Origin of the sequence: Mesorhizobium sp. M7A.F.Ca.US.006.04.2.1 (genome assembly GCF_004022915.1) — a bacterium.
GTDB classification, from domain to species: domain Bacteria; phylum Pseudomonadota; class Alphaproteobacteria; order Rhizobiales; family Rhizobiaceae; genus Mesorhizobium; species Mesorhizobium ciceri.
In genome coordinates this window covers 1-13,245 of record NZ_RZQA01000064.1, presented here as the reverse complement: position 1 = coordinate 13,245, position 13,245 = coordinate 1, and the positions used below count along the sequence as shown (strand labels likewise).

Here is a 13,245-nt window from a genome sequence, read left to right as displayed (position 1 = left end):
GGTCAAGGTCACCGGCGTCGTCATGCCACTCGCCTCCGCTGCCACCGGCAAGCCCCGCAAACCATGTCTAGGCGCCCTTCGTGCCGGCGATGATTTCGGTCAGCCTGATGCCGAAGCGCGAAGGATCGCTTTCCAGCACGGTGATCTCGCCGCGCGCGATCTTTCGGCCGTTGACCACGACGTCGACAGGTTCGCCGATGCGGCGATTGAGCGCCACGGTCGACCCTTTTTGCAGCGCCATCAGATCGGAGACCGGCATCTCGGTGCTGCCGAGGATGATCTGGACATCGACGGGGATGTTCATGATCACGCTCGAATTGGCCGACGAGGCCGCCCTGAACGCCGCATCGGGGCGTTGCTCCTCTTCATGCAGGACCCCGCGCAATTCTTCGATGGCACGGTCGAGTTGCTCGTCCGGCTGGTCGAGGTCGGCTTCCGCCTTGGTTTTGGCCATGATCGTCTCCAAATGCTCAGGCGCGTCCGGCGGCAGCCGGCATCAGCCCGTCGATAAAGTCCTGCCCGGCATCGTAAGGTTGCCTGATCCGGACGGTGTAATTCTGTCCCAGTTTGCCGAACTCGCATACGAACAGCGTCTTGCCCCGTGCGCTGAGACGCGCCTGGGACTGGGCCGTTTCCTCGAATTCGATGACATCGCCGATTTCGAAACCGGCGAGGTCGCCGAGCGTCAGCCGCGCCAGCGGCATCGTGGCCTCGAGCGCCACGGTGGAGCGCATCACCTCTTCCGAGAAGCGGGCGCGCCAGCTGGGGCCGTGATCGTCGTCGCTGACAGGCACGGCTCCGTCGCGGCTGGCCAGCACGACGCGCTGCGGCATCGTCACCGTCACGGTGCCACTGTCGGCCGGCGTCGAGATGCCAAGCACGATGCGGATTGCCGCGCCATCGCGCAGCACGTACCGCTTCGCCTCGGTGCCCGACATTGCCCGCGGCGCGGGCAGGCGCAGGTCGAGCGAACGCTTTCCCGATCCGTTGAGGGCCTGTGCGACCTGCTGGAACACCATGGTCGAAACATCGATTTCGATTTGCGACAGATCGCGTTCGATCGGCGATGCCGGCAGATCCGGGTCGCCGCCGAACAGCGTGCAGACCATGATGGCGATCGCCGGAGCATCGATCACCAGGGTCATCGCATCGGAGGACGCCGACGAGCCGATCACGGTCATCGCAAACGTGTCGCCGGCACGCGAACGCGCCTCGGGAACGCGGCTGACCTCGATCGCTTTGAGATCGACGACGACCGGAACGCCAAACTCGCTGGTCAGGGTTTTCTGCAGCAGCGGCACGGCGCGTTCGGCCATGGCGCGGCCTGCGTCGATGACCTGCGCGGCCTCGCCGCTGTCGCCGACCAGACGCTCGATGATCAGCGAGCGCGCTTCCGCTGGACTGCCCAGGCTGGTCATGACAGTGCCGGGACCGATCTGTCGCGCATCGTTCAGGCGGCCTTCTTTTCGACGGTGCCGGTATTCATCGTGCTCTGCTCGACCGCGTCGATCGTCGGCCGTTCATAGGACGAGATGGTCTTGCGGCCGAACTCGATCGCCACCTGCGGCAGCGCGCCGTTCATGTAGGCCAACAGCGTCTGCTTGACGATGATATAGAGGCGGTTCTTCTTCTCGCGCACTGTCTTGATCTTGGTGGCGACCGGTCCGACCACCGAATAGGACAGGAAGATGCCGAGGAACGTTCCGACAAGTGCGGCACCAATCAAACCGCCGAGAATTTCCGGCGACTGGTCGAGCGCGCCCATCGCCTTGACCACGCCGAGCACGGCGGCGACGATGCCGAGCGCCGGCAGGCCATCGCCCACCGCCACCATCGCGTGATAGGCCTTCATCTTGTCGGACCTGATGGTCTGGATTTCTTCGTCCATCAGCGCCTCGATCTCGTGCGAGCGGGCATTGCCGATGATGATGATGCGGCAGTAGTCGCAGATGAAATGCGTCAGGTCGTGGTTATGCAGCACGGTTGGGAACGCCTGGAAAATCGCCGACTCTTCCGGATTGTCGATATGCGCCTCGACCTCGCTGCGGGATTTCGAGCGCAGCTCGCGCATCAGCGAGTGCAGCACGCCGAGCGTTTCGAGATAGTCCTGTTCCTTCGGCACCGCCTGCTTGAAAGCTTCGAGAATGCCCTTGCCGGTATCCTTGACCGTCTTCATCGGATTGGCGACGAGGAAGGTGCCAAAAGCCGCACCACAGATGATCACTGCCTCCCAGGGCTGGATCAGCACGTGAAGATGGCCGCCCATGGCCATGAAGCCGCCAAGGACGCAGCCGAGCGTTACCACCAGTCCAATCAGAATGCCCACGACAGGTCCTTCCGCATTTCACATCAGGAGCTAGGGATAGCCCCCGTGCCTTGTGTGAGGCTTGAATCGAAGGCGTCGGAGACGATTCAGTTTCGCGCAAGGAAGTAGGGGTATTGTCCGGACATAGCTTCGGCCGGAGGCACCTCTTTGCTTAATACCTTTACCAGCTACCAGCTCATCACCAGGGACATTTCAAAGTCGATCGACAGGATCGAGCAGCAGCCCGTGGTTGATCGCGACACCAAGTATTATCTGGACAACATCACCAAGGTGAAATCGATCGACGATTTCGTCAAGAATGACCGTTTGTTCAAATATGCCATGAAGGCCTACGGGCTCGAGGACATGGCTTACGCCAAGGCCTTCATGGTCAAGGCACTCAAAGAAGGCGTCTCCGATCCCAACAGCTTCGCCAACAAGCTGACCGACAAGCGTTACGCCGAATTCGTCAGGGCCTTCAATTTCGCCGCCAACGGCACCAGTACGACTGTCTACAACAAGGCGCAGCAACTGGTGACCAGCAACTATGCGCTGCAAGTCCAGATCGGCGCCTCGCAGAAGGGGCTCCCTTACTACCAGAGCGAAACCGCCTACTACGTCACCAACATCGCCAAGGTTAAATCGGTCGACGACCTGATGGGCGACAGCCGCCTGCTGACATATGCGATGGCCGCTTTCGGACTCGACGCCGCAACCGAACCTGCCGCAACCGTCAAGGCGATGCTCGAAGGTGGCGTCAGCGATCCCGACAGTCCTGCCAACAAACTGCCCGACAAGAGCTACGCCAAATTCGTCGCAGCCTTCGACTTCGCCCAGTATGGCGATCAGACGACCATGCGCGACGATGTCCAGCAGGCGGTGCCGAAAGGATACATGGCCGGAGCCGGACTGACATTGGTCGAGCCAAGCGCGCAATATATCAAGGGCGAGGCCGACTATTACGCGGCAAACATTTCCAAGGTGACGTCGATCGACAACCTCATGGCGGACAAGCGCCTGCTCACCTTCGCCATGGCTTCCTACGGACTTGATGCGTCAACCGAAACGCCGCAGCAGATCCGCACAATGCTCGAGGGCGGCGTCAGCGACCCCGAAAGCCCAGCAAACAAGCTGACGGATAAACGGTACGCCAACTTCGTCACGGCCTTCAACTTTGCCCAATATGGCGATCAGACAACGTCGCGCGACGAAGTGCAGAAAGACACGCCGAAAATCTATACGACGGAGTCGGCGCTTGGCCTGATCGCGCCGAATGCGGACTACATCAAGTCGGAGACCGCGTACTATCTTGCCAACGTCACGAACGTGAAATCCGTCGACGACCTGATGGCCAACAGCCGATTGTACAACTACGTGCTCTCGGCCTACGGACTGGACCCGGCGACGGAAAGCAAGGACCTCATCCGCAACGTTCTTGCCGGTGGCATTCGCGACGCCGACAGCGTCGCCAACAAGATGACCAACAAGGCCTATGCCGGGCTGGCCGCCGCCTTCAACTTCGAACAATACGGCGAAGCGGCCACCACCATCAATCCGGCGCAGCAGCCGACCGTCGACAAATACATGCGCCAGACCCTCGAAGAGGATGCCGGCCAGACCAACCAGGGCGTGCGGCTGGCGCTTTATTTCGATCGCAAGGCCCCAACCATCACCAGTTGGTATGACGTGCTGGCCGACACTGCGCTTGCCAGTGTCGTGCGCACCGTGCTCGGCCTGCCCGATTCCTTCGCCACCGCCGATGTCGACAAGCAGGCGCAGCTGTTCGAGCAGAAACTCGACATCTCGGATTTCTCCGACCCCGAGAAACTCGGCAAGTTCCTGACGCGCTTCACCAGCATGTACGAGATCAACAACCCGACTTCATCGGCCGTCACCTCGGTCAGCGTGCTGTTTGCCCAGCCACTCACCGTCGGCATCTCCACCGACCTGATGATGGCCATGCAGAAACTGAGGTTCTGAGACCATCATGCGGGACAGCCTGTACGTCGCTCTTTCATCGCAGATCGCGCTCGAGCGGCGCCTCGACACCATCGCCGACAACGTCGCCAACGCCTCCACGATCGGCTTTCGCGCCACCGGCGTGAAGTTCGAGGACGTCGTCTCTGGCACCGGGCAGAAATCGGTGTCATTCGCCTCCCCGGGCAAGACCTACCTTTCCGGCGCCCACGGTGCCTTGAGCGAGACCGGAAATCCCTTCGATTTCGCCATCCAGGGCGATGCCTGGTTCGCTATAGAGACGCCGGTCGGCACCGTCATGACCCGCGACGGCCGTTTTTCGATGAACGAGAACGGCGAGCTGATGTCGATCGAAGGCCACCCGGTGCTCGATGCCGGCGGCTCGCCGATCCAGCTTGACCCCCGCAACGGTCCGCCCAAGGCCGGGGCCGATGGTTCGTTGCGCCAGAACGATCAGCTTGTCGGATCGATCGGCCTCTACAATTTCGATCCAGGCGCGAACTTCGTCCGCTATGGCAATTCCGGCATTGTTCCGGCACGCACCCCGGAGCCTGTCACCGATCGCTCCGATATCGGCGTTGCCCAAGGTTTTCTCGAAGAGTCCAATGTCAATCCGGTGCTGGAGATCACCAGGTTGATCATGGTCCAGCGCGCCTTCGAGAACACGGCCGCCCTGATGCGCCAGACCGACTCGTCCACCGACGAGGCGATCAAGACGCTCGGCTCGAAATAGTCCATGTCGCTCGACCAGCCATCCCTGCGGGCACTCGAAAGACAACTCCAGCCGGCACCGGAAGACCGGCTTGCCGCCCTGGAACGGGTCTGGCGGCGTTTCGCCGACGCCGAGGCACTGCTCAAGCGCGGCGGCCGCGTCATCGAAGTCACGCCCACGCACTACAAGGTGCACGGCCTTTCCAGCTTCGCCAGGCTGGGTGACATCGTCGAGCAGCCCGGCCATGCCGGTGCGCGCCGCGGCGAGATCGTCAAGATCGGCCGCGACGAGGCCGTCGTGGCACCCTTCGAACGCAGCGCCGATTCCGGCATCGGTGATGCCGTGTTCCGCCGCGGTCCGCTTGTGGTGGCACCGCATGCCTCATGGCGCGGCCGCACCATCGACGCACTCACCAGGGCGATCGATGGCGGCCCGCCGCTCGCCCGGGGAGACGACACATCGCGCGGCGCCCAGACGACGCCGGGCGCCATGGCGCGGCAACGCGTCGGCACTGCCTTCATGACCGGCGTCAAGGTCATCGATATCTTCACGCCGCTCTGCTTCGGCCAGCGCCTCGGCATCTTTGCCGGCTCCGGCGTCGGCAAGTCGACGCTGCTCGCCATGCTCGCCGGAGCCGACGCATTCGATACCGTCGTGGTGGCGCTCATCGGCGAACGCGGCCGGGAAGTCCGTGAATTCCTCGAGGACACGATCGGCGACAGCATGGCCAAGACCATCGCCGTCGTCGCCACCAGCGACGAAAGCGCCATGATGCGCCGGCGTGCGCCGGACACCGCCATGCGCGTCGCCGAGCATTTTCGCGACCAGGGGCATCGCGTTTTGCTGGTGCTGGATTCGATCACCCGCTTCGCTCACGCCTTGCGTGAGGTGGCGACGGGAACCGGCGAGCCGCCGGTCGCCCGCGGTTATCCGGCCTCGGTGTTCACCGAATTGCCCAAGCTGCTCGAACGCGCCGGGCCGGGTACGGAAGGCAAGGGATCGATCACCGCCATCATTTCCGTACTGGTCGACGGCGACGATCACAACGACCCGGTCGCCGATTCCGTGCGCGGCATCCTCGACGGCCATGTCGTGCTCGACCGCACGATCGCCGAACAGGGTCGCTATCCCCCCGTCAACCCGCTGTCGTCCATATCGCGGTTGGCCGGAAAGGCCTGGAGCGTCGAACAGCGCGCGCTGGTGACAAGGCTGAAGTCGATGATCTCGCGCTTCGAGGACACACGCGATATCCGCTTGCTCGGGGCCTATCAGGGCGGCGTCGATGCCGAACTCGACATCGCCGTGCGCCAGGTGCCGCTGATCTATGAAGCGCTGACGCAAGGGCCGAAGGATCGCCCCTCAGCCGACCCGTTCTCCGATCTCGCCCGCCACCTCAAGAGCAAGCTGAACGCCGATGCCGGAGACTGAACGCGAATACACCGAGCGCATCCTGCGCGACATGATCGCCGAGGCCAATGCCGCGCAGCAGGCAGAGGCTGACACGGCGAGAACTGCCAAAGCAAAGGCCGCCCGTGCCATCGCGGCCAAAGCCGAGGCCGTTCTGGCCAGAGCCGTCAAGCCAATCCTGCCACGGGCTGGCAAAGCCGATCCTGATCTGGCCAGGCCCGTCGAACCCGCTCTGTCCCGGGCTCCCCAGGCGGTGGCTGCCGAGATGACGCAGGCCAGCCGGGAATCGCTGATCGACGGCCTGTTCCCGCGCACCGAATGGCCGCAGCCGCCAAAGGCGCCGTTTCCCCGACTGGAGAAGAAGTCCGACCGACGCAGCGATTTCGTCATTGCCGCGCTCGGCATCGCGCTCGGCCTGATCTGCGCCCTGTTCCCCTGGTATATCTTCTTCAACCAGGACCAGTTTGGCGTCCAGGCGATGAAGTTCGGCGGCACAGGCTCTAATTCCGGGCGAGCGGGCGGCGGCGTGGTCGCCGAACGCAGCGCGCCGCTGACGGCAAAGGACGTTCCCGCGGCCAATCTCGATCTTCTTGCCACGGGGACGGTGCGGGATGATGCCGATCCCGCAGCCGCATCCGACGAGCAACCGTTTCCGGCCGACGCGGCGAAATTCCGCATGGTTCATGTCGCCAACGGCCGCGCCATGATCCAGGACGACGCTGGCCTCTGGATGGTCCAGCGCGGCTCGATACTGCCGGATTCCAGCAAGGTATCCTCCATCGAGCAGCGCAACGGCAAATGGGTCATGGTCACCAGTGCCGACCAGGTGATCGAACTGTCCCGATAAACGATCTCCGGCTTCCGGCCATCCGCAAGGCCCGCGCAAGACTGGCGGCCTAGTCTCTGGGTACCTGCTCGGAGATTCCCATGGAGCCCGTTTCCCTTTTCGACCTCGCCGCCAAGCAAGCGCAATGGCTGGCCGTGCGCCAGTCGGCCGTGGCCGGCAACATCGCCAATGCCAACACGCCAGGCTATACGGCAAACGACGTCGAGCCATTCGAAAAGGTGCTCGACCGCGCCACCGTATCGCTGCAGGCCACCCAGGCCGGCCATCTCGGCAATGCAGCGACCAATGCCGGCTTCACCATCAAGCCGCAGGAAGATGACGGCGTTGTCATGCCGTCCAAGAACTCGGTCGTGCTGGAAGACCAACTGCTGAAGGCCGGCGAGGTGCGCCGGTCCTTCGAGCTCAACACGGCGATCGTCAAGGCGTTCCATTCGATGATGATGATGGCGGTGAAGAGCTGACCATGGACGCACTGACCGCAGCCCTCAAAGTCGCAGCATCCGGCCTCGGCGCCCAGTCGGAACGCCTGCGCGTGGTTTCCGAGAACCTCGCCAACGCTCAGTCGACGGGCACCGCGCCCGGCTCCGACCCTTATCGCCGCAAGACCATCAGCTTCGTCTCCGAGCTCGACCGGGCCTCCGGCAGTTCAACGGTTGCAGTGAACTCGATCGATCGAGATCCCAGTGACTTTCCAGTCGAGTTCCAGCCCGGCAACGAGGCCGCCGACGAGAAGGGCTACGTCAAGATGCCCAACGTCAACGTGCTGATCGAAATGGCCGACATGACCGAGGCCAATCGCTCCTACGAGGCCAACCTTCAGGTGGTCAAGCAGGCCCGCGACTTGATTTCCATGACCATCGACCTGATGAGGAACCAGTAATGATCAGCGGTATCGGAGCCCTTCAGTTCAAGCCGTCGATCGGCGGCGATGACGCCGCCACAAGCCTGCTCCAGGGCGGCGCGACACCGTCGGCCGGTGGCAATGTCGGCACCTCCTTTGCCGAGGCGCTGAGCCAGGCAGCCTCCAAGACCGTCGACACGATGCAGAATGCCGAGCAGGTATCGATGCAGGCGCTCAAGGGCGATGCCGACACCCGCCAGGTGGTCGACGCCGTGATGAGCGCGCAGCAGGCGCTTCAGACCGCCGTCGCCATACGCGACAAGGTGGTCTCCGCCTATCTCGAAGTCAGTCGAATGGGCATCTGAGGAATTCCGACATGAAAGCACTCGCCATCGCCGCCACCGGCATGAATGCCCAGCAGACAAATCTGGAAGTCATCGCCAACAACATCGCCAACATCAACACCACCGGCTACAAGCGCGCCCGTGCCGAATTCTCCGACCTGCTCTATCAGGTCGACCGCACGCAAGGCGTGCCCAACCGCTCCAACGCCTCGCTGGTGCCGGAGGGCGTCTCGATCGGCCTCGGCGTCAAGACGACGGCGGTGCGCAACGTGCACACCCAGGGCGAACTGACCAGCACCGGCAACAGTTTCGACCTGGCGCTGACCGGCAGGGGCTGGTTCCAGATCGAGGGTGCCGACGGCGGCACGCTGTACAGCCGCGCCGGCGCTCTCAACACCAACGCCACCGGCCAGCTGGTGACGGTCGACGGCGCTGCGGTCATTCCGGCAATCAATGTTCCCGTTGATGCCGTCGAGGTCATCGTCAACAAGACCGGCCAGGTCTTCGCCCGCATCGACGGGCAGACCGACCTGCAGAACCTCGGTCAGCTTCAGATCGCCAATTTCGCCAACGAGGCCGGCCTGGCGCCGCTCGGCGACAATCTGTTCCAGGAAACCACGGCTTCGGGGCCGGCGAACGTCGGCGTGCCTGGCGATCCCGGTTTTGCCACCATCCAGCAGGGCTATCTCGAAGCCTCCAACGTCGACCCGGTCAAGGAAATCACCGAGCTGATCTCGGCGCAGCGCGCCTATGAGATGAACTCCAAGGTCATCCAGGCCGCCGACGACATGGCCTCCGTGGTCTCCAAGAACATCAGGTAACGCATGATGTCGACGCCCGGCCTCCTGTCTGCATTCCGCCGCACCGCGCTCGTCCTTGCGCTGGTGACCGGCACGATGCCGGCTTTTGCCCAGGAATCGGCCAACCAGTCGGCCACCCGGATCGCCAGCAATCAAGCTGGCGGCGAGGTGGTGCTTATTCCGAGCCGGGTTATCTATCCCGGCGAGACCATCAACCTGGCTGCCCTGAAACAGGTCACCCTTACCGTCGGCAAGCACAAGCCGGAGGCGGTCGCCACACGGGCCGAGGAACTGGATGGCAAGGTCGCCAAGCGCACCCTGCTGCCCGGCCGCTACATTCCCTCCGCCGCCATCCGCGAGGCCTGGCTGGTCGAACAGGGTGCCTCCGTGCAGATCTTCTTCATCGCCGGCGGCCTGACGATCTCGGCGACCGCCGTAACGCTGCAACCAGGAGCCGCGGGCGACCTCGTCAAGGTTCGCAACATCGACAGCGGCAAAATCCTGTCCGGCACGGTGATGGCGGATGGAACCATCCAGGTCAGCGCTTCATGATGCGCGGGCTTACCTTGATCCTGGCAGCCGTGCTTGGCCTGCAGCCGGCGCTGGCCGACGGCCTGACGCCGAAGGCCAAGCGCGAGCTCGCCGCCAAGAATGGCGGCGTCTACAACGATCCCGAATATGATCCGGCCACCACAAGCCGCATGTTCCGGGTTTCGACCGGGCCGAGTTCGCTGCCGCCGGGCCAGGTCGCCTCGCGTATCAAGGACATCGCCCAGCTGCAGAGTTCGCGCGACAATCAGCTCGTCGGCTACGGCCTGGTCATCGGCCTTGCCGGATCGGGCGACAGCCTGCGCAACTCGCCATTCACCGAACAGTCGATCCGCGCGATGCTCGAAAACCTCGGCATCGCCACCGAAGGCGGCAGCGCGCGCGCCAAGAATGTCGCCGCCGTCATCGTCACCGCCAACATGCCGCCCTACGTGCAGTCGGGCGCCCGCATCGACATCGACGTCTCCTCGATGGGCGACGCGACCTCGCTTTCCGGCGGCACGCTGATCATGACGCCGCTGAAGGCGGCGGACGGCGAAATCTATGCCGTCGGCCAGGGCTCGGTCATCGTGTCCGGCTTTACCGCGCAAGGACAGGCCGAGCAGCTGACGCAAGGCGTGCCGACCGCCGGCCGCGTGCCCAACGGCGCCATCGTGGAGCGTGCTGTCCAAGCCGAATTCGACGATCAGGCGATCCTGACGCTGCAGCTGCGCAATCCCGATTTCTCGACCGCTATCCGCATCGCGGATGCCATCAACGACTACACCGGCCAGCGCTTCGGCATGCGGGTGGCGGCCGAGCGCGATTCGCGCACCGTCCAGATCAGAAGGCCGAAGGGTGTCTCGGCGGCGCGCTTCTATGCCGAAATCGAGAATTTGGTGGTCGAATCCGACACGCCGGCCCGTGTCGTGATCGACGAGCGCACCGGCACCATCGTCATCGGCAATGACGTCAAGATCTCACGGGTCGCCATCAGCCACGGCACGCTCACCGTGCGCATCACCGAAGCGCCGCGCGTCGTGCAGCCCGAACCCTTCTCCAAGGGCGAGACCGCGATCGAACCGTTCACCGCCATCGACGCCAGCCGGCCCGACGCCCGCGTTGCCGTGCTTGACGGACCCGATCTCCAGACCCTCGTTTCCGGCCTCAACCGCCTCGGCGTCAAGCCGGACGGCATCATCGCCATTCTGCAGGGCATCAAGTCGGCCGGGGCCCTGCAGGCCGACCTGGTTCTGCAATAGGCGATGCCGATGAAGCGCTCCTTCCCACGCCACGACAGACACCGCAAAGCCGCGATCCTGCTTGCGACCGCTTTTCTCGCGGCTCTGCCCTTTGCCGGCGGCACCGCGCGCGGCGAGGAGACGTTCCGCCAGGTCCTGCCGGGAGCACAGGTGGCGGCGGCGCCGCAGCAACTGACACGGGAAAAGGCGCCGGACCAAAGCGAGATCGAGCGCTTCTGCTCAAACATCGCCGACGCCGCCCGCGACCGCCGCTATGTCCTGCAGGCGCAGGAACTGAAGCAGCTCCAGGCTGGCATTGACGAGCGCATGAAAGCTCTTGATGCAAAGAAAGCTGAATACGAGACCTGGCTGAAGCGGCGCGAGGTTTTCCTGGCCCGGGCCGAGGACGGCGTCGTCCAGATCTACGCCGGTATGAAACCCGACGCCGCCGCCGAGCGGCTGGCCATCGTCAACGCCGACCTGGCTGCGGCTATATTGATGAAGCTCGATTCACGCAAGGCGAGCGTCATCCTCAACGAAATGGACCAGAAGGCGGCGGCAACGCTCACCGGCATTATGGCCAGCGCAGCCCGAAGGGTAGATCCGTCATGATCCGGAAGATGCTTGTCCTGTGCGCGGTTACCATGCTGTCCGGTTGCGGAACCAACCTCAAGGAGGTCGGCAGAGAGCCGGCCCTGTCCCCGGTCGGCTCCGGCATCGATGGCGGCAGCACCGGCTCGCTCTATCGATATCCGCAAACGCCGCCAGTGCCGGTCAAGAAATTCTCGTTGTGGGACGACCGCCAGAGCCGGCTGTTCACCGACCCGCGGGCGTTGTCCCAGGGCGACATCCTGACGGTCAAGATCAAGATCAACGATCGCGCCAACTTCAAGAACCAGAACGACAGGAGCCGCACCGCCAATCGCAAGCTCGGTTATGACCTCAGCGCGCAGTGGGACAAGTGGAGCACCGCCGGCAAGGGCGCCGGGGCTCTCAGCTCCACCACCGACACGACGGCTGACGGCGAGATCAAGCGCTCGGAAACGCTTGAACTCAATGTCGCGGCGATCGTCACCGATGTGCTGCCCAACGGCAATCTGATGATCACCGGATCGCAGGAAGTGCGCGTCAATGCCGAGCTCAGGGTGCTGACGCTCGCCGGCATCGTGCGGCCGGCCGATATCGGCGCCGAAAACACCATCCCCTACGAACGCATCGCCGAGGCCCGCATCTCCTACGGCGGACGCGGTCGCATCACCGAGGTCCAGCAACCTGCCTACGGCCAGCAGATCCTCGACCAGGTTCTTCCGTTCTAGGATCGGGGCAGGGCGCCGTGGCAAATATTGAACAGGTTCAGCCGCGCAAGGGTCCCTCCCCTGTCATTCAGGCCGGCATGCTGCTGCTTGTGACGGCGGCCGCCATTGGCGTGGGCTGGATGTCCGGCGGTTATCTCAAGGGCGTCGGCGCACCGGCCTCGGTACCGGTCGCGCCTGAGAACGAAGGTAAGATCATGCAGCCCGCCGCAGCCGAGCAACCAGGCCTGGGCCCGATGCTTGTCGTGCTGGCGCCGATCACCACCAACATCGCCTCGCCTGCCGGCACCTGGATCAGGATGGAGGTGTCCGTCGTCTATGACGCGCCGCAGCCACAGGCAATGTCGGATGACATCCACCAAGATCTCCTGGCCCTGGTGCGCACGTTGAAGATGCATCAGATCGAGGGAGCCAGCGGCTACCAGCACCTGAAGGCCGACCTCGAAGAACGCGCCGCGATCCGCAGCCAGGGTCACGCCAAACAGGTACTCATCAGGACATTGCTGCCCGAATGAGAAAGTTCCTTCTCGCCACCGCCATGATCGCCGCCGCCACCTCCATCGCGGCGGCTCAGCAGCTCGATCTCGGCGGCATCGGCAAGGCTGACGGCACCACCGTCGGCTACATCATCCAGATGTTCGGCCTGCTGACTGTTCTGTCGGTCGCGCCGGGCCTGCTGATCATGGTGACCAGCTTCACCCGCTTCGTCATCGCCTTCTCGATCCTGCGCGCCGGCATCGGCCTGCAGTCGACACCGGCAAACCTCATCCTGATTTCGCTGTCGCTGTTCATGACCTTCTATGTCATGGCGCCGACCTTCGATCAGGCCTGGAACACCGGCGTCAAGCCGCTGATGGACAACCAGATCACCCAGACCGAAGCCTTCGACAAGATTTCCGATCCGTTCCGCACCTTCATGCTGCACAATGT

16 protein-coding genes and 1 pseudogene are annotated in these 13,245 nt (G+C 63.7%); 14 read left to right on the top strand and 3 right to left on the bottom strand.

The genetic code is table 11. The features are described from left to right. Positions 1 to 67: 67 nt before the first annotated feature. From fliN to motA, 3 genes are read right to left on the bottom strand one after another with little or no spacing between them, the layout of a single operon-like run. Positions 68 to 454, bottom strand: a complete 387-nt coding sequence (fliN, locus tag EN925_RS05815) for a flagellar motor switch protein FliN (RefSeq protein WP_023809994.1) — start codon at positions 452 to 454, stop codon at positions 68 to 70. Positions 455 to 470: 16 nt separating this feature from the next. Continuing rightward, positions 471 to 1,418, bottom strand: a complete 948-nt coding sequence (locus EN925_RS05810) for a FliM/FliN family flagellar motor switch protein (RefSeq protein WP_013529804.1) — start codon at positions 1,416 to 1,418, stop codon at positions 471 to 473. A gap of 32 nt (positions 1,419 to 1,450) precedes the next feature. Next, positions 1,451 to 2,326 (bottom strand): flagellar motor stator protein MotA, encoded by an 876-nt coding sequence (gene motA / locus EN925_RS05805; protein ID WP_013529803.1) that lies wholly within the window; start codon positions 2,324 to 2,326, stop codon positions 1,451 to 1,453. A gap of 147 nt (positions 2,327 to 2,473) precedes the next feature. Here motA and EN925_RS05800 point away from each other — a divergent pair, with 147 nt between their 5' ends. From EN925_RS05800 to EN925_RS05735, 14 genes and pseudogenes are all read left to right on the top strand, one after another. Next, positions 2,474 to 4,285 carry a DUF1217 domain-containing protein gene (locus EN925_RS05800; protein WP_013529802.1) on the top strand — a complete coding sequence of 604 codons (1,812 nt, stop codon included), beginning with the start codon at positions 2,474 to 2,476 and terminating at the stop codon, positions 4,283 to 4,285. A gap of 7 nt (positions 4,286 to 4,292) precedes the next feature. Continuing rightward, a complete protein-coding gene (gene flgF / locus EN925_RS05795) occupies positions 4,293 to 5,015 on the top strand; it encodes a flagellar basal-body rod protein FlgF (protein WP_013529801.1) in 723 nt (240 codons plus the stop codon). Between the two features lie 3 nt (positions 5,016 to 5,018). Next, positions 5,019 to 6,422, top strand: coding sequence for a flagellar protein export ATPase FliI (gene fliI, locus EN925_RS05790; RefSeq protein WP_013529800.1), 1,404 nt, complete (start codon positions 5,019 to 5,021; stop codon positions 6,420 to 6,422). Beyond that, complete coding sequence (locus EN925_RS05785; protein WP_063173011.1) at positions 6,409 to 7,248, top strand: hypothetical protein; 840 nt, start codon at positions 6,409 to 6,411, stop codon at positions 7,246 to 7,248. The genes fliI and EN925_RS05785 overlap by 14 nt, the downstream gene beginning before the upstream one ends. Before the next feature lie 80 nt (positions 7,249 to 7,328). After that, on the top strand, positions 7,329 to 7,709 hold the full coding sequence (gene flgB, locus EN925_RS05780; RefSeq protein WP_127369911.1) for a flagellar basal body rod protein FlgB: 381 nt from the start codon (positions 7,329 to 7,331) through the stop codon (positions 7,707 to 7,709). A 2-nt stretch (positions 7,710 to 7,711) separates the two neighbouring features. After that, the gene (gene flgC / locus EN925_RS05775; protein WP_013529797.1) at positions 7,712 to 8,128 is read left to right on the top strand and encodes a flagellar basal body rod protein FlgC; all 417 of its coding nucleotides are present in this window, start codon (positions 7,712 to 7,714) and stop codon (positions 8,126 to 8,128) included. Beyond that, the gene (locus EN925_RS05770; RefSeq protein WP_013529796.1) at positions 8,128 to 8,454 is read left to right on the top strand and encodes a flagellar hook-basal body complex protein FliE; all 327 of its coding nucleotides are present in this window, start codon (positions 8,128 to 8,130) and stop codon (positions 8,452 to 8,454) included. Before flgC ends, EN925_RS05770 begins: the two co-directional genes overlap by 1 nt. An 11-nt stretch (positions 8,455 to 8,465) precedes the next feature. Next, positions 8,466 to 9,254, top strand: a complete 789-nt coding sequence (gene flgG / locus EN925_RS05765) for a flagellar basal-body rod protein FlgG (RefSeq protein WP_013529795.1) — start codon at positions 8,466 to 8,468, stop codon at positions 9,252 to 9,254. 3 nt (positions 9,255 to 9,257) lie between these two features. Beyond that, positions 9,258 to 9,785: a flagellar basal body P-ring formation chaperone FlgA gene (gene flgA, locus EN925_RS05760; RefSeq protein WP_127385032.1), complete on the top strand. Its 528-nt coding sequence runs from the start codon at positions 9,258 to 9,260 to the stop codon at positions 9,783 to 9,785. Beyond that, a complete protein-coding gene (locus EN925_RS05755) occupies positions 9,782 to 11,023 on the top strand; it encodes a flagellar basal body P-ring protein FlgI (protein WP_013529793.1) in 1,242 nt (413 codons plus the stop codon). The genes flgA and EN925_RS05755 overlap by 4 nt, the downstream gene beginning before the upstream one ends. A 3-nt stretch (positions 11,024 to 11,026) precedes the next feature. Then, complete coding sequence (locus EN925_RS05750) at positions 11,027 to 11,614, top strand: MotE family protein (RefSeq protein WP_164753689.1); 588 nt, start codon at positions 11,027 to 11,029, stop codon at positions 11,612 to 11,614. Next, positions 11,611 to 12,318: a flagellar basal body L-ring protein FlgH gene (gene flgH / locus EN925_RS05745; RefSeq protein WP_127369921.1), complete on the top strand. Its 708-nt coding sequence runs from the start codon at positions 11,611 to 11,613 to the stop codon at positions 12,316 to 12,318. The genes EN925_RS05750 and flgH overlap by 4 nt, the downstream gene beginning before the upstream one ends. 17 nt (positions 12,319 to 12,335) lie before the next feature. After that, on the top strand, positions 12,336 to 12,830 hold the full coding sequence (locus tag EN925_RS05740) for a flagellar basal body-associated FliL family protein (RefSeq protein ID WP_128336404.1): 495 nt from the start codon (positions 12,336 to 12,338) through the stop codon (positions 12,828 to 12,830). Further along, a pseudogene (locus EN925_RS05735) lies at positions 12,827 to 13,245 on the top strand (flagellar biosynthetic protein FliP); the annotation flags it as partial. The gene EN925_RS05740 and the pseudogene EN925_RS05735, both read left to right, overlap by 4 nt.